Raw genomic sequence first — 19,509 nt, forward strand, 5'->3', positions numbered from 1 at the left:
GTGCCGGAAGCGGCGCTGAGGGCCTGGGGCAGCGAGCCGGGCATGCGCTTCCTGGGCGACGTCGACGATATGCCGGCGCTGCTGGATACGGTAGATTGTGTGGTGCTGCCTTCCTACTATCCTGAAGGCGTGCCCCGTAGCCTGATCGAGGCTGCCGCGGCCGGCAAGGCGATCGTCACCACCCGCATGCCGGGCTGCCAGGAGGTGGTGGAGCCCGGCGCCAACGGTTGGCTGTTGCCACCCCGGGACAGTGAGGCGCTGCTTGATGCCTTGCTGCAGTATGCGGAGCTGGACGAGGAGGCGCAGGCCGCCCTGGGGGCGGCTTCTCGGGCGTTGGCCGAACGGCGCTTCGACGAGGCGCTGGTGATCGAACGCTACTGGCAGGTGTTGCAGCGTAGTGCGCCGGCCGCGCTACAGGCGCGGGGCGGAATGATGTTTAGCGCCAGGAGTGTATCCGTGTCTGATGTGTACGAGCGCCGACATTCCCGTTGGTATGAACAGTTGCTGCTCGGCGTTGCCTTCCAGCTGCTGGTGGGGTTGCCCTGGTACTGCTGATTCCCGGGCTGGATCGCTGGGGCTGGGGGTTCTGGAACTTCCTGCCCGACTATCGCAGCAATACCCTGATCGCCATTGCGCTGGCCTTCGTCGTCATCGTGTTCACCCTGCGGCGGATGAATCGCTTTCCCGGCGCCCAGGTCGGGGCCTATGTCCTGCCGACCGTCACCATCGTGTTCCTGCTGGTGGTGGCGGTGCTGTTCTTCCTGCGCGAGAGCTATACCCGCCAGGTGCTGTTCACCGGTTATCTCACCTGCCTGGTGTGGTTCATCCTCGGCAACTTCCTGGGGCGGCGGTATCGACGCTTGAAGCTGGCGGTGGTRCCGGTGGGCAAGGCCAGGGAGATGAAGGGAACGCAGCAGATCGAGCTGCGCCAGCTGGAACGGCCCGATCTGGAGCGGGTGCGTTACGACGGCGTGGTGGCCGACCTGCACAGCGATGAGCTGACCCCCGAGTGGGAGCGCTTCCTGGCACGCTGTACCCTGGCGCACATTCCGGTCTATCACACCCGGCAGATTCGCGAGTCGATCACTGGCCGGGTGGAGATCACCCACCTTTCCGAAAACGAGTACGGTGCGCTGCTGCCCAATGGGCTCTACCAGGGCCTCAAGCGGCTGGTGGACCTGGCCGGCGCCTTGATTTTGCTGCCGCTGCTGGCGCCGCTCCTGCTGGTCACGGCGCTGCTGATCAAGCGCGACAGCCCCGGCCCGGCGCTGTTCGTGCAAACCCGCATGGGCTACCGCGGCCGGCCGTTCAAGGTCTACAAGTTTCGCAGCATGTACTGCGACCTCGAGGGCAGGGGTTTCACCGAGGGCGATGACGACCCGCGCATTACCCGGGTGGGCCGGGTAATCCGCAAGTACCGCATCGACGAGCTGCCGCAGATCCTCAACGTGATCAAGGGCGAGATGAGCTTCATCGGCCGCGGCCCGAGTCGATCCGCCTCTCGGAGTGGTATGAGCAGGACGTGCCGTTCTTCAGCTACCGCCACGTGGTTCGGCCCGGTATCTCTGGCTGGGCCCAGGTGGAGCAGGGCTATGCCGCCGAGGTGGACGGCATGATCACCAAGCTGCAGTACGATTTTTACTACATCAAGCACTTCTCGCTGTGGATCGACGTGCTGATCTCTTTCAAGACCCTGAAGACGATCCTGACCGGGTTCGGGGCGAGGTAAAAGACGATGTGAAGTCGCTTTTTGCACGACATGATATACTGCCACGGGCGCCTGAAAGGGCGCCCGTGGCGTTTGAGGGGCAGCGTTTTCGTTTGACCCTCCCTCCCAGAACTCATGGATCAGGAAGGTCATGAACCGTCTCTTTGCTCCCCAGCCTGCCGTGGGGTTGAACCTCGCCGCGCTGTTTCTCGTCCTGGCGTTGTTGATCGCCACGCCCGTGCGCAGCCAGATCGTCGTCGCACTGCTGCTGCTCTATGCCATCCCCTACCTGGTGGTGAACCGGGCCACGCTGCAGGTGACTCGCTTCGATTGGGTGGTGATCGGGCTGCTCAGCCTCTATCTGCTCTCGCACCTGCCGGTGTTCGTGCTTAGCGGCTATAGCTCGCGCTATCTCTCGCCGGGCTTTCATATGCTGGCCCTGGCGCCGATCTACCTGATGCTGCGCCACTTGATAGCTCCGCAGGAACTGCCCCGCTTTCGTACCTGGCTCGAGTGGGGCGTGATCGTCGGCAGCTTGGGGGCGTTCGCACTGGGCATGTACCAGCTGTTCTGGCTGGGGGATCGCCGTATCGATGGCTTCCTGTTCAGCATCAACTTCGGCTATCTCTCCTGTGCCATGGGGTTCCTGGCGCTTGCCCTGGTCCGGGGTTCGACGCGCAAGGTGTGGCTGCTGGTGGCGGGCACGGCGGTACTGATTGCCTGTGTGATGACCCTGGCCCGAGGGGCGGTGTTGGCGATCCCCCTGCTGGCACTGCTGCTGATGGTGCTCAACGTCGACCGCCTGGGCTGGAAGCTGCCGGTGGGGGTGCTGGTGGGCATGGTGGTGCTGTCATTGCTGGCCTACGCGACGGTACCGGCCATCGAGCGGCGGGTGCACTACACCATCGATGAAGTGGTCAACCTGGCAGAGGGTGATGTAACGGCTGCGGTTTCCAGTGGGGGGCGGCTGCAGTTGTGGACGGCGGCGACTCATGCCCTTGCCGAGCGCCCCTTGGTGGGGCTCACCTATGCAGAGCGCGAAGCGCAGATTGCCGAGCTGATCGAGCAGGGTGTGCTGACAGAGTGGGTAGCCGGGGTGAGCCGGGGGCATGCCCACAGCCAATACTTCGAGATGGCCGCCACCGGTGGCGTGCTGGGTCTGATCGCGCTGGTGGGTTTTCTGATCGCGCCGGGTGTGTACCAGCTGCGGTTGCTCTGGCGCGACCGTGACAACACCTACGCCTTGACGGCAGTGGTGTTTACCGCCGGGTTTGCGCTCTATAGCCTGACGGAAGTGGCGCTTCAGCATGAGCTGATCGTGACCTTCTATGCCTATGTGCAGGTCATGTTGGTGGTGCTGGCCAGGCCGGCTTCGTCGAATGCGGTCGGCGGAGGGCTGACTTGCGAAACCTGAGTCAGGCCGGGTAGAGTTTCGGGTCATCAGAAGACTGGCGAAAAGCCAGCGAATCAGTTTTACGCCGGGACAGGGGGGAACGGCGCTGCCGGTTGCTATGGGCTACCGGTGTGAGGTGGTGTACTCAAGGAGAGTATCGAGTGAAGCTCGTAACGGTGGAGATCGGGCATCGGAGTCGAACCTATCTGTTGTTCGAAAGCGATAAATTGAATGTACCACTGAGCTTGGTCAAGGATGAGCGCTCTCGGCTACTGGAGGAATTTGCCAGTAGCGACTTTTATTTCGATGGTACGACGGGAATATTGGCTAAGGTAAAGAACGATAAGTATCGCTGGCGTCAACGCCCGTTTCGCTGGTTCTTTCGCGACTTCATCGACAAGCGGTTCTTATTCCAGTTCGAAGCGCGCAAGGAGGTGCGCAGTAAAAAGATCGTTCAGAAGGCGGGGCTGATGACGCCGGATTGTGTCGCCTGGGGCATCTCCTTGAACCCTTTCAATCATCAAGGATCCCTGCTGTTGATCGAGCATGTCAACGGCGTGAAGACCGGTGAGCAGTATTTCAGCAGCTTGGAGGATTCGGTGCGACCCGCTTTCCTGGCGCGGCTCTGCGACGATATCTTCAAGCTGGCCAAGGCCGGTTATATCCACCGCGACCTGCACATGAACAATTTCCTATGTACGCCCGACGGTCGCATCATCTGGATCGATACCCATGTGAAGCCGCTGCCGCGAGCTGCCCGTGCCAAGTGGCGCGCCCTCTACCGCTCGATCAGCAGTCACAGCCTGCTTGATGAGTACAACCGCAAGCGGATTCACACCCAGCTCAAGCGCCGTTGGCTTGCTGTGTGAGTGGGGGTAGTCGCCAACCTTGGCAACACCGCCGGGAGGCCTTCGGCCTCCAGTCGTGATCTAAAGATTCTCCGACAGCGGTGTGGCACCGTGGGTGGAGAGAATCGCTGTAGGAGCGCTCGGTTCGGCGTCCCGAGTTTCCATCGCAACTGGCGCCGTTAGCCGGATCTAACGATGCGGCAGGGCAGCGATGACGTTCTCCAGCCCCCTTTTTCCCCGGGCGCCACTTTTATGCCGATCCCAACAGAGCTGGTGAATTCCTCTCACTCTCACCGTGGCGCGCTGGATTCCCAGGGTTTGCGCCATGGCCAGCCGATGCAACCCCTTGTTGATCTTGATCATGCCACCATGGCGATCGATGACGATGCCGAGGTGGTCCCGTGTCAGGCCGGCCTTGAAGCGAAGTGCTCATGTCTTCCATGTAGAGCTGGTAGCGTTTCAGGTAAGCCAGGATGCGGGCTTCCGAATCCAGCAGGATACCCTGATGGTGCAGGCGTAGCGGGTTGCCCTGCGCGTGTTTGGTCATCAGCTCGGCGTAGCTTTCGCTGGCGGTAAGATCGAGGCGGTGGTTCCAGATATCGCGAATGAACCGCTGGCGCTGGGTGTCGGCCAGGTTGGGCGTTGCCAGGTCCCAGTCCCCGGGCCAGATGAAGAGATTGGAGATCTTGCGCCGCTGAGTGCGGTTGGGAAACGACGCGGGAAAGTCGAAACCCCGGCTGAGCACGCGCGGGTCGATCTCGATATCGAGAGTATTGTCGAGATATGCCTCGACGCTTCGGCGCGGCAGGCCCTGGCTCTCCAGCAGCGTGCTGCCGGCCTTGCTGTCGAGCCAGCGCTGGAACAGCTTGTCTTCGAAGGGGCGACCCAGATAGCGCTTGAAGCCCTCTTTCACGCGGAAGGCGGCCCGGGAACGGAACATGCGATAGCGCAGTGCCGGATCGAAGAGCGGGGGATAGACCCGTTCACCGGTGGGTGTCAGGGGCGCTTTGCGCTGGGCGACTTCTGCCGTGATCAGGTCACTGAGTTCGACCAGTAGCCGCTGGGAGGGCGCCAAGGCGTGAGCCTGCTGCGCCATTGCCGCCAGGTTTGCGCCGCTCAGCAGGGCCGGGCGCGGCCCGGTGGGGGAATCCACCATGGCCGTGTCCTCGGTTGCCAGGGCGCTCACATGGCGCATCATGCCTTGCTGCGAGCCATGCAGTGCCAACAGCTGATTGTAGAGCCGGCTGGCGAAGATGCCGTACAGCCACTGGCTGGGCGTCATGCTGCTGTCCAGCCCGGAGAGGTTGCGCCAGGCGAGAAGCAGGGTGTCCTGACAGACCGCTTCTCCATGTTGTGGTGTGTTCAGGAAACGCGCCGAGAGGCCGAGCAGGCGGGGCAGGGCGGCCCTTGCCAAGCGTTCGTAGGCGGCGTCGTCGCCGTCAGCACAGTCAACGATGAGCGCGTCGAGGGACTTTCCATCGGTGCAGTCGGTATGGGAAGGCGAAGCGTCGTTGCTGACCACGGCGGGCTCTCGGTGCAAGGTTCCAAAGGAGCGGCATTCTATATGAACGCATGTTCGATGTCTTGGGTGAGAATGCCATGCGTCTAGTGGGCAGAGTGGTAGTCGGTGCCCCTGATTCGTTGAATGATTGAATTCTTTTTCTGCTGGTCCTGTTGCTACCCTGATGGGGTTTTTCTGTCGGAACCGTGACCCCTTGCGCCTGTCGTAGGCTGGGTGTGCGGGCGCGCCATGTCCTGCATGGCATTTCCACTCTTCGAAAAGGGGAAGCGGGTGAAGAATATCGGTGTGCTGGCATTTGCCAGGGGCGTGAAACTGCTGGCCAATATCACCAAGATAGCTGCCTACCCTTTCCACTATGTCTTTCCGAACAAGCGCTTCATCATCCCCGAGCGGGCGGCGCCTGGTGGAAGTCGAACCGGCCGGCCAAGGTGCCGCGCATCATCTGGCAGACCAACTTCACCAACAAGGCGACGTTGCCGGTCTACCTCAACTACCTGTTTAACCGGCTGCTGGCACCGGGCTACGAGTATCGCTTCCTGATCACCGAAGCCCGGGCGGCCTTCATCCAGGAGCACTACCCGCCCGAGATCCTTGCCACCTATTCCAGGCTGCAGGTAGGGGCGGCCCAGGCGGACTACTGGCGGGTGCTGGTGCTGCAGAAGATGGGGGGCGTCTACCTGGATATCGATGCCCACGTGGTATGGCCGCTGGGGCGAATCATCCAGCCGGCGTTCGAGGAGCTGTTCGTCACCACCAGGAAGGGCGAAATCAGCAATTACTTCATTGCCAGCGCCCCCGGGAATCCGCATTTGCAGGCCGTGGCCGATGCGATACGCGAGAACATCGAAACCGATTCGGACAAGAATATCTTCGAGCTGACCGGCCCGGGCGTATTCAACAAGGTGCTAGCCCGCGACGACGTGCGCACCCGGCTTTATCGCTATACCTGCAACCAGGGCAACTTCACCAACGAGTACTTCCAGTACATCGACAAGCCCCAGGGCAAGTGGACGAAGGAGCAGCATACGGTCGATGTCGTGAGGAAGCGGGAAGCGAGCGAAAGCAAACCCTGAAGCGGGTTAGTCGGCGCCTGCGATGGCGACTCCGCCAAGCGCCTGCGGCGTTGCAGCCTCCGCCAAGGCGCCTGCCGGCGCCAGTCGCGACGCAGAATCGGCCCGCCGAACCGAGCGCTCCGACAGCTGTTATTTCCTGCCGTGGCAGGCGAGTACCACGCTGTCGGAGTATCTTCAGATCACGACTGGAGGCTGAAGGCCTCCCGGCGGTGTTGGCTGTGCCTGCGACGACTACTGACATTGGCTCTTGGCTCAAGCTCGACTTGACCTATACCGTTTGGCGGTATAGTGTAATTAAAAAGGGGGGCAAGATGATCGTCAGCTTTCGTGATGCCTGGCTCGAAAAATTCTTCGTCGATGGCATTGCCCATAAGGGCATACCCAACACCATTGAGTCAGCTTTGGCAAGAAAGCTGGATATCATTGATGCCGCGGTGGATGAGAGCGATCTTCGTGTGCCGCCAGGCAACCGGTTCGAGCGCCTGCAAGGCAAGCTGGAAGGCAAATGCTCCATTCGCGTCAATAAGCAGTACCGTCTCATCTTCGAGTGGGACGGGGACAAGGCACATAACATCTACCTGGATCCGCATACCTACAGGTGACCGTGATGTTCAAAATCAATCGTAAACCTACGACTGTCGGCGAGATGCTGACTCATGAGTTCCTGGAACCGTTCAACCTCAGCCAAACCAAGCTGGCTGAGAGAATGGGAGTTTCTCCACGCCTCGTGAATGAGCTTTGCCGGAACAAGAGGGCGGTAACAGCGGATACAGCACTGATGCTCGCCCGCGTTTTTGGCAACACCGCGCAATTCTGGCTGAACCTGCAGCAGAAGGCTGATCTCTGGGAAGCGATGCATGACGCCAGGCGCCTCGAGCGTATTGAAAAGGCTCAGCCTCTCGAGTTTGCCTAGCTTTTGGGCGATTCACACCAACGCTGGCAGCTCTCCGCCGAGGCGCCTGCCGGCGCCAGTCGCGATGCGGAGCCGGATCGTCGAACTGAGCGCTCCGACAGCTGCTTTCTCTACCGACGGTGCCACGCCGCGCTGTAGGAGGAATGTTCAGATCACGACTGGAGGCCGAAGGCCTCCTCGGCGGTGTTGCCGGCTTTGGCGGTCATAGAGCACGTTGCAGTCTTCGGCGCCAGTCAACATAGTTACCCCGAGTTTCAGGTTAAGAAAAAAACCGACTTTCGTTGCTAACTGAAGATTTCCTTGGTGTAGTGAACAAAATATCCCGTCACTAGGGCCATTGCGATGAAAACTGTGGGCTATGCGTACCTGCACGAGCGGCTGGAGCTGGGCGTCTTCCCACCCGCACGCCCTGCGCGGGTCCGGCCGGTTACGCGGATCGTGACACTGGAGGAAGAGCTGGCAGTGCCTGCCGAGCGGGCCCCCGAGGATGACCTGCTGTCGCATCTTCTGTTTGCACTGAAGCATGAAGGGATAGATCTGGCGATTCTTTCCGAAGCATTGCACCATTTGCCACCACAAGCACTGGTCAAGGCGTTGGATGACGCGCCCAATGGCATCTATCTGCGCCGCCTGGCTTATCTGTACGAGGCCTTCGTGGGTCGGCTGCCGATGGAACCAATGATTCGCGGCCGCGCCGTGCCGCTGTTTGATTCCAAGTACTATGTGACCGGCCCCGCTAGGCGAAACAGCCGCTGGCGTGTGGATTTCAATGGGCTGGGCACTTTGCAGTACTGTGCCGTGGTACGTCGCACGCCCGAGATCGAGGCGTTGCTGGAAGGGGATGTGCTGGCCGAGGCGCGAGCCTTTATGGCCACCTTGCCGCCTGGGATGCTGGATCGCGCCATCCAGTGGGCCTACCTCAGCGAGATACAATCCTCGTTTGCTATCGAGCGTGAGCCACCTTCTCCCGATAAACAGCAGCGTTTCATGCAGCTTCTGCGCAAGGCGCATGAGGGCCAGCCCCTGGACCAAGGTTATCTGATCGAGCTACAGAACAGCACGGTCAGCAATCCCTACGACAAGGCGGCGGCGTTTCGCCATGAGCAGAACTATCTGCATAACGGCCTGCCGGGCGCCATTGGTGTCAGTTATCTGCCGCCGCCTCCTGAGCTTTGTGAAGCGCTAATGGAAGCATTGATAGCCTGGGCCAATGGGCTGTCTGAAGCCGGCAGGGAAGATGGCGTGAAAAGTGTGCCGGCTCTGGTTGCGGGCGCGGTGATCTCATCTGGCTTCGTATTCCTGCACCCCTTCATGGATGGTAACGGGCGTATCTCGCGCTTCCTGCTGCATCATTCGCTGTGCCGAATGGGGGAACTGCCGCGTGGCAACCTCTTGCCTATCTCGGTGGCGATGAAGCGGCATGAGGCCGACTATCTTGCGGCGCTTGAAGCCTTCTCGAAACCTGCCCTTGAGCACTGGCGGGTCAACTGGATCGACGCTGACCACCATGACTTTCGCTTCGTGGGTAGCGCTGCCCTGTATCGCTACTGGGATGCTACACCGGCGGTTGCCTTTACGCTCAGAATGGCCCGAGAGGCGTTGAAAGAGGATCTGAAGGCCGAAACCCGCTACCTGGCTTGCTATGATCGCGTCTATCGAGCCATCGATGCTCGCTTCGATGTACGCGGCAGTGACCTGTCTCGCCTTGTGATGATGAGCCTGAATCAGAACGGGCGTTTATCGAAGAACCGCCGCAAGCAGTTTCGCTACCAGGTGCCCGAAGCGGTGTTGGATGCCATTGAGGTGGAGGCCAGCATGGCTCTCGAGGAGGCGGATGCCCTTGTCGAAGGGGATCGGTCATAACGCGGGAAGGCTTCAGGGCTACTTGTGGTGTTGCCTGTGTCTGAGACGACTACCGACGTTGCAGCCTCTGCCGGGCGCCTGGCGGCGCCAGTCGCGATGGGGACCAGCACTCCGACAGCTGCTCTTTCATGCCAGCGTGGCCTCCGCCGGGCGCCTGACGGCGCCAGTCGCCGAAGCGTCGGACCGGCAATAAATCGTCCTCCTACAGCTGCTTTTTCCTTCCGTGTCAGATGATTACCACGCTGTAGGAGTAGCTTCAGCTCACGACTGGAGACCGAAGGGCTCCCGGCGGTGTTGCCGTCGTTGGCGACGACCACTGGCGTTACAGCCAGTCGCGATGGAAACTCGGAGCGCTGAACCGAGCGTTCCGACAGCGATTCTATCCACCCACGGTGCCACGCGGCATTATTTTTCTTGACAACATTGCATCATTTCACCAAGCATGTCCCGTGTCCTAGGACGAGGGACGCATGAGGTGAGGAGAGTATGAAAAGTCAAGATGTCGGCCTGTTGCTAAAGTTGGTGGCCTTGAGAAACCGGGAACGACAAGACCCTGAGGGGCGGTTCAGGAAGGTGGAGATGTCGCTACCGGACGACTGGCGCGACTGGCAGATTGAGGACGAAGATGCGCTAGGCGAAGACGAGACTCGTCTTCTAGACAGCGAGGCCGGTTTGGCGCGCTACAGCGTCAGAGCTCTGGCGGAAGAAACGGGTATCAGCAAGAGCCAGGTGAGCCTGGCCTTGCAGCGCTGTCTGCAAGTCAGTCTGGCACGCAAAGACCGAAAGACCGGTGTACCTCGAGCTAATACAAAAGCGCTGTTTGACTTCATCGTGCATGGGCTGCGCTACGTCTTTCCCGCCAGGCCTGGCGAGATCACCCGAGGGATTGCCACTTCCTTTGCCGCTCCCGTGCTGGAAGGCCGGTTATTCAGCTCGGGAGAATTGGTGATGGTCTGGCCGGACGCGAGGGGAAATACCAAAGGCCAGGCGGTCGAGCCGCTTTTCAAGAGCGCCCCCTATGCGGTTCGCCGCGACAAGGAGCTGTATGCCATGTTGGCTCTGGTTGATGCCATCCGCCTTGGACATCCACGTGAAAGCAAACTGGCCGCCAACCTGCTGGCAGAATACCTGGGGTAAGCCATGAGTCTATTCGACGATCAATGCGCCATGTTGCGGCAGGTGGCGGAGGCGCTAGGGGAGGAGTTGCGGGAGCAGGTTGCCTTCGTCGGGGGCTGTACCACCGGGCTCCTGCTGACCGATGCTTTCACACGGGAGCAGGTGCGCAGCACTGATGATGTTGATCTGATCGTTCATGTGATCGGCTATGCCAGCCTTCACCGACTCAAGGACGCCTTGAAAGTGCGTGGCTTCAAGGAGCCTTCCTCAATGGATGAGGACATGCCCATCTGCGCCATGAAGCTGGGTGAACTACGGGTGGATCTGATGCCGGATGACGCCGAAGTGCTGGGTTTCAGTAATCGCTGGTATCACCAGGCGCTGAAAAGTGCCGAGTCCGTCGCTCTGGGCGACGATATCTCCATTCGCGTGGTCACACCGCCCCTGTTCGTCGCCACCAAGCTTGAGGCCTACAAGGGGCGCGGCAATGGTGATCCGCTGGAAAGCCACGACATCGAGGACATCCTCAACCTCGTGGACGGTCGGCCCGAACTGCTCGATGAGGTGCGAGACACCGATAGCGAACTTAAGGCATACATCGCCGCTGAGCTCGCCCAGCTGCTCGACAATGATTTCTTTGGCTATGCCGTACAGAGTCAGGCCAGAGACCCGGACCGCGAATCACTGCTCTTTGAGCGTCTGGAGATCCTGGCCGGAGAGAGAGGCTGATGCGGGCCAGCTGGTTCAGCCAGCAAGGCGGCGAGCGAGCTCGCAACAGTGATGCCGCAGCCGTGGGTCAGCAAGACCACTATATCCTGGCAGTGCTGGTCGACGGCGCAGAGAAAGGCTCTAGAGGCGCAGAGCTGGCCCGGCACTGGGCCGATGTCGTGCTGCAAGCGTTGATCGAGGTGCCAGTCGGTTCACCGGAGTCGCTTCTTGCTCGCCTCAAACAGGAGCAGGCGCAGCTCCGGCATGCTTTTCTCCACGATATCGCCAGCTACTGCATGGTTAGTCTCGATGTGGCGACGCTGACGGCCCAGGTCTGGCACTGCGGCGACTGCCGGGTAGGTGTTCGCCATGTGTCGGAGACGCGGTGGCTGACCACACCGCATATTCTGGCGCTGCAGCCCGGCCTACCGCTCCCTCGCTCAAGCGAAGATCGGGGCCGGCATGAACAGCAACTGACCCGGTACCTGAACGCCAGGCGCTTCAGAGCCCCTGATTACCAATCCCTGACGCTGCAGCAAGGTGAGATGCTGTTGCTCAGCACTGATGGCTATTGGCAAGAGTATATGGAGGCGGGCACGTCACCGCATTGCCTGCGTGATGATGCCAGCTTGCTTGTTTTGCCGGTGGGATTCGAAAACCTCTATCAGATCGATCAGGAATCGGACGCCGACAATCTTTATCATTTACGACACGCATGACCTGCTCACCAAGTCAGGAGCCAACAGGAACCTGTGATGAACACAGGAATATCGACCCATCTATTTCATCACGAAGGCCCTCGGCCGGTTTTTCGGGCGCTCCGACAGCGATCCTCTCCACCCAGGGTGCCAAGCCGGTGTCTGCGACGCCACCGACGCTGCGGCCTCCGCCGGGGCGCCTGACGGCGCCAGTCGCCGAAGCGTCGGACCGGCAATAAATCGTCCTCCTACAGCTGCTTTTTCCTTCCGTGTCAGATGATTACCACGCTGTAGGAGTAGCTTCAGCTCACGACTGGAGGCCGAAGGGCTCCCGGCGGTGTTGCCTTACCGGAAGCGCTTGCGGGTCTTGTCCATCCAGGCCAGCATGCCTGGCGTTGTGGCAAATACCTCACGCATGGCTTCGCGGTAGTACCAGGCCTGATCGGCACCGCCAATGGTCATTCCATCTGGGTCGAGTTTGGGCGGCTTGCGTTTGTTGGCGATCAGGTACGTGAGCACCTTGGGTAGCGCCTGGTGAGCGGTCTGCAGGGCTTTTTCGGCTTCGTACAGGCGGCCCAGGCGCACCAGAGCCAGCACGCGGCCATAGTGCGGCTCCGCAAGGTGGTCGTCGGGGTAGCGCTCGGCGATGGCCAGTGCCTCGGTGTCATGTCCCTCGCGCAGCAGCAGGTTGATCAGCGGAGATCGGACGCCGAGGTTGTCCTGTGGGCACAGCGCCAGAATCTTGGATAGCAGAGCGATGGCGGCGTCGGCATCCGGTTCGGCTCCCGCAAGCATGGCCAGGGCTTGGTTCTGCATCATTCGCAGCAGCGGGCGGTGTTCGAGCCAGCCCCAGGGCAGGCGAGCCGCTTCGGGCAGCGCTGCGAGGATGTGCTCGGTCAGGCGCTCCCGCTGTTGGGCCAGTGCTTGGTTGAAGGCCCGCTGCGCGTTGCTCGTCGGCATGCCGGCGTAGGCGTTGAGCTGTTCGAGAAAGGCCATATTTTGCAGCAGCGCCGGGTGGTGGCGGATCAGCTCGGCGTCGAGGGGATCGACGCCGTCCGGGTCGCGATATAGCACGGCTTCGCTCTCCTCCACTTCAGGTGGCAATACCATCACCTGGCTGGGCGTGCCGCTGTCGGGGTCCGGTGGACCTGGCTCGAAATGCACCGGGAAAAGCGGCTGGTTGAAGGCTCGAATGAGAAGCCGGGTGACGGCTTCCAGTTGGGCATCCGGGGCGCCGAACAGTAACCGTAGATCGTGTTCGTCGTCCGGTTCGAGCGAGTCCTCTGGGTTTTCGGGAATGTCGTCGATATCGTGGGAGCCTGGCATGGTGGCCAGATGGGCCTGTTCTTCAAAGAAGGTAATGGCAGCCTCATTGTCGAGCTCGTTGGCAACCGGCAGCCAGTCCTGTGCGGTGCGACGGGCTTCGGCATCGTCTCCCTGAGCCCGCAGGCAGAGAATCTTGTGCAGCGCAACGCTCAGACTGTCTGGGTCGAGTGTTTCTGCGTAGAGGACATGGAGCATGGCTTCGTCAGGAAAGCCATCTTTCACCGCCTGGGCGCTGAGCCAGCAGAGGGCTTCGGCGGCGGCGGGTGGCTTCAGCATTGGAAATAGTTGCTGGAACGCTTTCTGCCCGGCGCGATGGTGGCCGAGTTTTTCGTAAGCGTCACTCAGCAGATGGACGGCATGCTGTTGCAGGTCCGCATCCAGCCCGCCCTTGCGCAGCAGAGCCAGTAGCTGACTGCGAGCCTTGCCGGGATGGTTGTCGTCGAGCTCACGTTGTGCGACTGCCAAGCGGACCTTGGGCGGCGCCGTTTTGGCGGCCGCCTGGCACTGCTGGCGCGTGAACATGGATACCGCCAAGTGTATGACCGGTATCTCTTCGGCAAGGCTCATCGTGTGCCCAGCTGCGAGCTGCTGACAGCAGCGTTTGTACTTCTTGCCCGAACCGCAGGGGCAGGGCGCGTTCCGTTGCGGCTCGGCCAGCGGCTGGGGTCGAAACCCATGGGCGGGCAGCGGCGTGACGTTCCATATCGAGCGGCCAATGTCCCAGTAGGGCATGGAAGCATCGAACCAATCGGTCATTTTTGTTAGGCGGGCGATCTCGGGCGCCGCCTGGAGGTAATGCTCGGCACTCTGATGACGCAGGATGTACCACACCGAGGCTTCCAGAAAATGATTGATGGCCCCTTCCAGTTCCGGTGGGATTTCCGGTAGTTCGTCGTGTTGCATAACCTTGTATTTCCATCAATTGAAGCGTTGGCGGTCTCAAGTCGCCGTAATATCAAAGGCGACGATCTGTCGCTGTTCGCGAGAGAACTCGACGCCGATCAGGTGGATGGGCTTGCCCTGGCCGCGATACTTGTCGGCGTAGCCTTGTCCTTGAGTTGCTGCAGCGCCTTGCCTTCGGGTACCTGTTCGACCACCTTGAATTCGAACAGGTAGAGGTGGCCGTCGAAGTCGACCGTCATGTCCACCTTGCCATTGTTGCTGGCATCTTCCACCGTGACGTCCACGCCGAGGGCGGCGAAGTGGCTGTAGAACACGCTGGCGTAGTGGCCTTCGTATTGGGCAATCGGGTTGTTGCGGTACCAGTCGTGGGGCAGGCCGGCGTAGAGAGCCTTGAGGTGGGTTTCCAGGCGGCCTAGGTCATGAGCTTTAAGCACGTCCAGCAAACCCAACTGGACCTCCTGCAAAGCCGAGTCAGGAATGCCCAGCGCTGGCAGCAACAGCTCGTTGAGGCTGGTCTCGACCTCCTGGTTGGGGAAGCCCAGTGTGTAGAGGTGGTAGCCCAGTATCGGCTCTTCCCATTTCTTAATGGTGAGATAGCCGGTCTGGAACAGCAGCCCTTCGGTGGTCATGTCGTCGACGTCGAAGCGCCCCAGCAGTTGCGCCTTGGCCTGCACCCGGTCGAGGCGGGGGGTGAAGACGCCGCGCTCCTTGAGGACCTCGATCAAGAAGGTGGGCGTTGCGGTTTCGAACCAGTAGGGGCGGAATTCCCGATCCTGCAACAGCAGCAGTACATCGAACGGGTTGTAGACCGAGGGCACCTCCTCGCCGCCCCAGCGATAGCCGTTGTACCATTGGCGGATGTCGTTGCGGTCCAGGCCCGGCAGCTCCGGTGCAAATACCGTGTCGATGTCTTCATCGGTATAGCCGCAGATGGTGGCGTGGCGTGGCGTCAACGTAATGTCTTGCAGGTTGTTGAGCCCCGAGAACAAGCTGACCTTGCTGAACTTCGATACGCCGGTAAGCAGGCAGAACTGCAGATGGCGGTCGGCATCCTTGAGTACGCTGTAGAGGTTGCGCAGGCCGTCGCGCAGTTCGCGGGCGCGGGACGGCTCGGCGATGCTGTCGAGCAGGGGCTTGTCGTACTCGTCGATCAACACGACGACGCGGCTGCCGGTCCGCTCATGGGTCTTCTGGATCAGCTCCCGAAACCGCCCCGCAATCGAGGTGTTGTCGAGACTGACGTCAAGCCGCTGAGCCGTTGTACTCAATAGCTCGTCGATATGCGTATCCAGGGCCGCACGGTCCTGCAGGTTGCCGTCGGCGAAGCTCAGGTGAATCACCGGGTGGTGTTTCTGCCAGTCCCACTTATCATGGATGTAGAGCCCCTGGAACAGCGGCTCTCGGCCTTCGAACAGGCAGCGCAGGGTATCCACCAGCAGGCTCTTGCCGAAGCGGCGTGGGCGCGAGAGGAAGTAGTACTTGCCTTCCTCGATCAGGCGGTGGATATGGGGCGTCTTGTCGACGTAGTAGTAACCGCCTTCGATGATATCGGCAAATGTCTGGATACCGATGGGCAGCTTACGACGAGGCGTGGATGGCACGGCAACGCTCCTGCGCAAAACATGATGGAGTGAGGATATCATGCCTCTCCGCCGACGGTGCCGCCCCGTTGTAGGAGTAGCTTCAGCTCACGACTGGAGGCCGCAGGCCTCCCGGTGGTGTTGCCGGCGTTGGCGATGAATTCAAACGTTGCGGCCGCGCTGTCCCAGTCCAGAGATCTAGGTGGTCGGCAATCAGTTCCCGGGGGAAACAAGACGAGAAGCAGGCTGGGCTGCTCGTTATGCGAAACCCGATAGCGGGGAGAGCCCTATGTTATTCATCCAGAGTGCCTGGGTAGGTTTCTAGCCGTGACAGCAATTCGTGGCTGTACTTCAGGAGCACTGAGTCGCGGTAACGGGGGGCAATGAACTGCATGCCCACTGGCATTCCCTGGTGGCCACTCTCGATGGGCAGCGAGATGGTGGGCAGCCCCAGAAGTGTCCAGGCGCGTGAGTAAAGTGGATCCCCCGTCGAGATGCCCGATGCCAACGGCGCTACGTTCACACTGGATGGTGAAAGCAGCAGGTCTACCTCCGTGAACAGCGTTGCGACACTATGCTGCAGCCTTTTCGCTTCTTGCAGTGCGCCACAGTACTCATCGAGTGTGATGGCGAAGCCGCGCTCGAGAATCTCGCGAAGCTTGTCGCTCATGTCGTCGACATGTTGGAAATAGATGTCGGCGAGGCAGCGTGATGATTCAAACGCCATCACCAAGGTCTGCAATTCGACGAGCCGATCCAGTTCCCTGGCATGGCTGAGCGACGAGGTAATCTCCGCGCCTTCGGCACTTAGCCGCTGACAGGTCCTGCCGAGTGCCGCTTCGACATCTTGGTCCAGGTCGCCATCGGCCGGTACGCGAAGCACTCCGATCTTCAGTCCTGCAAGGTCGAGCCGGGTCAACGGGGCGTGCGGTTGGTACGTCAAAGCGGCATGCACTAGCGCGATGTCGTTGACGGATCGCGCAAAGTAGCCAACGGTGTCCAGGGTTTCACTGAAAGGCCTGATGCCGGCTCGTGAAATGAGGCCATAGGTGGGCTTGAAGCCAATCACATTGCAGTAACTGGCCGGCCGGGTGATGCTGCCAGCTGTCTGGGTGCCAAGGGCAATCGGTACCATGCCGTCGGCCACAGCCGCAGCGGAACCACTGGAAGACCCACCTGGCGTTCTGTCGAGATCGTAAGGATTGCGCGTCTTTCCCGGTGAGAAATAGGCAAACTCAGTACTGACGGTCTTGCCCATCACAAAAGCACCCGCATTCTTCAGCAGCGCGACCGGCGAGGCATCCGAAACCGAGCGGTCGCTGCGGATATAGCCGGTGCCCCAGCTCGTTGGGAAGTCGCGAGTGTCGTAAATGTCCTTTATACCGACGGGGATGTTCTGAAGCAGCCCCCCACCCGGAAGGCCTCCCTGCGTGTCGGCCAGGGATTCCCATGCCTGGACCTTGCCTTCCCGTTGGTGAATCCTGTCAAAACATGACGCTAGGTATTCGCTGCCTGACATCGATTTGTCAGCAATGCGTTCCAAGGCTTCGGTGGCGGTCATTGACTGTCGTTTGTTATTCATGAGTGCTCCTTGGGCGATGGAAACTCGGAGCGCCGAACCGAGCGCTCCGACAGCGATCGTCTCCACCGACGGTAATTTCGCGTTGTCGGAGTATCTTCAGATCACGACTGGAGGCCGAAGGCCTCCCCGGCGGTTTTCAGTCTTGCCAACGTTCCTCTTCCAGCTCCTTCTCCATCACCTTCTCGATCAAAGCGGGCTGTCGCGGCATCAGGCAGACTTTCAGCCCAAGAGGGCGGAAGACGCGGTTCATCACTTCGAGCGTGACGTTGCCCTTGTCGCCTTCCATATCGGAGAGCGTGCGTCTGCTGATGCTCACCAGCTTTGCATAGTCGTTCTGGGAAAGACCGAGGACATCGCGCCTCAGAATCCGCAGCACGTCCCCCTCACGGATTTCTCCAGCCAGCAGCCGACGAGTGACTTCGATCAGCTTTTCCTCCCGCTCGTCCGGGGTCAGGTTGTGTCGTTTCATGTGAGCCCCCAGTGCTCGAGGCGGTGGTCTAGTGTGCCCAGTCCTACGGCAGGCATCAGGTCATCGAGGGCGTCATCTGGCAGATAGCCCAGACGGGCCGGGCCATGGGTGCCCCTGTCGGGCTCGGGCACCACCAATTGGGCGGCGTCATGCCAGTGGTGATCGTGATAGATCTGAAGCGTAAGGCGCATGAGGCTCCCCGTTGAGCATTATTATGCTCAATAATAGCGCCTTGTGAGGATTGTGAGAAGTATCGTGCACATTTTGCAGGCCAATCGGCATTGTTGCGCATTTTAGTGCGCATAAACGCGGGAGCCTTTAACCGGCGTCGCAGCCTCCGCCGGGGCGCTCATACCTTGTCGATCACCACTTCCGGGTGATGGCGTTTAATCGCAGCTTCGAACACGTCTAGCTTCTCTTTGGGCACATCGATGATCAGGAGCATCGCTCCTCGCTTGATCGCTTTATCATACTTGCTGACTTTGACGTCACGGACGGATACGCCGACCATCGTGCTGGTCCAGACGCCGAACAGGGCGCCAAAGACCACCATGGCGAGGGTGATCCAGACAATGTTCGTGCCGTAGATGATGAAGTGGGCGACCAGGCCAAGCACGAAGCCCAGCACGGCGCCGGCAATGGCACCACGTTTCCAGGCATTGGCAACATCGCTGGTCTGGATCAGTGTGGCAACCGGCACGCCCTCTTTTTCCAGGGGCCTCCAGTCCTTGCCCATGACATGCAGGTCCTCCTTGGTCAGGCCCATGGCATTGAGCTCATCGACGATGGTGGAGGTGGTCTCTTTGTCGGGTATCAGAAAGTACAGGCGCTGCATCGCAATCTCCCTTGTTCCAAATGTCATTTATCCCTTTATCTTGGAAGGTGTAGCAGGCCAGGGGTGAGCTGCGCCATGTTTTTGGGCTTTCTGCTGTTGTGGGGCGATCTCCGCCGGGGCGCCTGGCGGCCGAAGGCCTCACTGGCGATGCTGGCGGCGTTTGCCTTGCCGAACTTTGGTGAAAAAAGCTCTACTGGCTGTGGTCGTGGGCAAAATGGCGCACCATTTTGTAACATTGACGTGATACGGCACCAGAATGGATGTGTCAGCGCCATCTTGGTGCAAATTGTCGCTATCGTAGTGAAATGTCGACATCGATGGGGCATGATGTTTTTGGTCACCCAACAGGAGATGCGTCATGCCAGAATCACAATACGTCGTCAGCCTGAGCAGTGAAGTGCTGGATCACTGGGTTTCACACGCCCTGGCCCAGCAGGCAGCCCAGGAAGCAGTGGCGGCCTTTATCCGTTAGCATAACTGGACCACGGAGGGTCCTGCATCTCCTTGCTCCTCCTGAACTTCCCGCTGTACTCCGCTTCGATCACCTTCGCATTTCAGTTTTCATTTCTTTTGTTTTTTGCTTATCGGATCCCGTGTGGGCTGCCGCCTTGATGGATGCCGCCAGGCGCCTTGGCGGAGGCCGCGGCGTTGGGGATTATCACCAACGACGGGCAACACCGCCGGGGAGGCCTTCGGCCTCCAGTCGTGAGCTGAAGCTACTCCTACAAGATGGTGTGGCGCCGCCAAGCGCCTCGGCGGAGGTCGCAGCGTCGGCGATAGCCGCCAACATCGGCAACACCGCCGGGGAGGCCTTCGGCCTCCAGTCGTGAGCTGAAGCTACTCCTACAAGATGGTGTGGCGCCGCCAGGCGCTCGGCGGAGGCCGCGGCGTTGGGGATTATCACCAACGACGGGCAACACCGTTGGGGAGGCCTTCGGCTCCAGTCGTGAGCTGAAGCTACTCCTACAAGAT

The 19,509-nt window shown here is 60.4% G+C and carries 17 protein-coding genes and 1 pseudogene; 11 read left to right on the plus strand and 7 right to left on the minus strand.

The genetic code is table 11. The features are described from left to right. The 4 genes and pseudogenes from Q427_RS33320 to Q427_RS04855 all read left to right on the plus strand — a co-directional run. A partial coding sequence (locus Q427_RS33320) for a glycosyltransferase (RefSeq protein ID WP_231613419.1) occupies positions 1 to 555 on the plus strand: 555 nt, incomplete at its 5' end. A 344-nt stretch (positions 556 to 899) separates the two neighbouring features. Further along, positions 900 to 1,729: pseudogene (locus Q427_RS33325) on the plus strand (exopolysaccharide biosynthesis polyprenyl glycosylphosphotransferase). Between the two features lie 130 nt (positions 1,730 to 1,859). Next, positions 1,860 to 3,122 (plus strand): O-antigen ligase family protein, encoded by a 1,263-nt coding sequence (locus Q427_RS04850; protein WP_051496139.1) that lies wholly within the window; start codon positions 1,860 to 1,862, stop codon positions 3,120 to 3,122. Positions 3,123 to 3,262: 140 nt separating this feature from the next. Then, complete coding sequence (locus tag Q427_RS04855) at positions 3,263 to 3,970, plus strand: lipopolysaccharide kinase InaA family protein (protein ID WP_051496140.1); 708 nt, start codon at positions 3,263 to 3,265, stop codon at positions 3,968 to 3,970. Between the two features lie 229 nt (positions 3,971 to 4,199). Here Q427_RS04855 and Q427_RS28640 read toward each other — a convergent pair whose 3' ends face one another. Then, positions 4,200 to 5,471, minus strand: coding sequence for an RNA polymerase sigma factor (locus Q427_RS28640; RefSeq protein WP_051496141.1), 1,272 nt, complete (start codon positions 5,469 to 5,471; stop codon positions 4,200 to 4,202). A gap of 428 nt (positions 5,472 to 5,899) precedes the next feature. Here Q427_RS28640 and Q427_RS04865 point away from each other — a divergent pair, with 428 nt between their 5' ends. From Q427_RS04865 to Q427_RS04895, 7 genes are all read left to right on the plus strand, one after another. After that, positions 5,900 to 6,544: a glycosyltransferase family 32 protein gene (locus tag Q427_RS04865; protein WP_231613420.1), complete on the plus strand. Its 645-nt coding sequence runs from the start codon at positions 5,900 to 5,902 to the stop codon at positions 6,542 to 6,544. A gap of 311 nt (positions 6,545 to 6,855) precedes the next feature. After that, positions 6,856 to 7,146, plus strand: a complete 291-nt coding sequence (locus Q427_RS04870) for a type II toxin-antitoxin system RelE/ParE family toxin (protein WP_043511533.1) — start codon at positions 6,856 to 6,858, stop codon at positions 7,144 to 7,146. Positions 7,147 to 7,151: 5 nt separating this feature from the next. Further along, positions 7,152 to 7,457, plus strand: a complete 306-nt coding sequence (locus Q427_RS04875) for a HigA family addiction module antitoxin (protein ID WP_043511536.1) — start codon at positions 7,152 to 7,154, stop codon at positions 7,455 to 7,457. A gap of 342 nt (positions 7,458 to 7,799) precedes the next feature. Continuing rightward, on the plus strand, positions 7,800 to 9,320 hold the full coding sequence (locus tag Q427_RS04880; protein ID WP_043511539.1) for a Fic family protein: 1,521 nt from the start codon (positions 7,800 to 7,802) through the stop codon (positions 9,318 to 9,320). A gap of 486 nt (positions 9,321 to 9,806) precedes the next feature. Further along, positions 9,807 to 10,457: a hypothetical protein gene (locus Q427_RS04885; protein WP_043511541.1), complete on the plus strand. Its 651-nt coding sequence runs from the start codon at positions 9,807 to 9,809 to the stop codon at positions 10,455 to 10,457. A gap of 3 nt (positions 10,458 to 10,460) precedes the next feature. Then, positions 10,461 to 11,165 (plus strand): hypothetical protein, encoded by a 705-nt coding sequence (locus tag Q427_RS04890; RefSeq protein ID WP_043511543.1) that lies wholly within the window; start codon positions 10,461 to 10,463, stop codon positions 11,163 to 11,165. After that, complete coding sequence (locus Q427_RS04895; protein WP_043511546.1) at positions 11,165 to 11,863, plus strand: protein phosphatase 2C domain-containing protein; 699 nt, start codon at positions 11,165 to 11,167, stop codon at positions 11,861 to 11,863. Before Q427_RS04890 ends, Q427_RS04895 begins: the two co-directional genes overlap by 1 nt. Positions 11,864 to 12,187: 324 nt before the next feature. Here Q427_RS04895 and Q427_RS04900 read toward each other — a convergent pair whose 3' ends face one another. The 6 genes from Q427_RS04900 to Q427_RS04925 form a co-directional block, all read right to left on the minus strand. Next, positions 12,188 to 14,071: an SEC-C metal-binding domain-containing protein gene (locus Q427_RS04900; RefSeq protein ID WP_043511548.1), complete on the minus strand. Its 1,884-nt coding sequence runs from the start codon at positions 14,069 to 14,071 to the stop codon at positions 12,188 to 12,190. Positions 14,072 to 14,169: 98 nt separating this feature from the next. Then, on the minus strand, positions 14,170 to 15,672 hold the full coding sequence (locus Q427_RS04905) for an ATP-binding protein (RefSeq protein WP_231613422.1): 1,503 nt from the start codon (positions 15,670 to 15,672) through the stop codon (positions 14,170 to 14,172). 271 nt (positions 15,673 to 15,943) lie between these two features. Continuing rightward, positions 15,944 to 17,233 (minus strand): amidase, encoded by a 1,290-nt coding sequence (locus Q427_RS04910; protein ID WP_043511551.1) that lies wholly within the window; start codon positions 17,231 to 17,233, stop codon positions 15,944 to 15,946. 136 nt (positions 17,234 to 17,369) lie between these two features. Beyond that, a complete protein-coding gene (locus tag Q427_RS04915; protein ID WP_043511554.1) occupies positions 17,370 to 17,702 on the minus strand; it encodes a helix-turn-helix transcriptional regulator in 333 nt (110 codons plus the stop codon). Then, the gene (locus Q427_RS04920) at positions 17,699 to 17,893 is read right to left on the minus strand and encodes a hypothetical protein (RefSeq protein WP_043511555.1); all 195 of its coding nucleotides are present in this window, start codon (positions 17,891 to 17,893) and stop codon (positions 17,699 to 17,701) included. The genes Q427_RS04915 and Q427_RS04920 overlap by 4 nt, the downstream gene beginning before the upstream one ends. Positions 17,894 to 18,051: 158 nt before the next feature. After that, positions 18,052 to 18,537: a DUF1269 domain-containing protein gene (locus Q427_RS04925; protein WP_043511565.1), complete on the minus strand. Its 486-nt coding sequence runs from the start codon at positions 18,535 to 18,537 to the stop codon at positions 18,052 to 18,054. Between the last annotated feature and the right edge of the window lie 972 nt (positions 18,538 to 19,509).

It is taken from the genome of Halomonas sp. BC04, assembly GCF_000568385.1.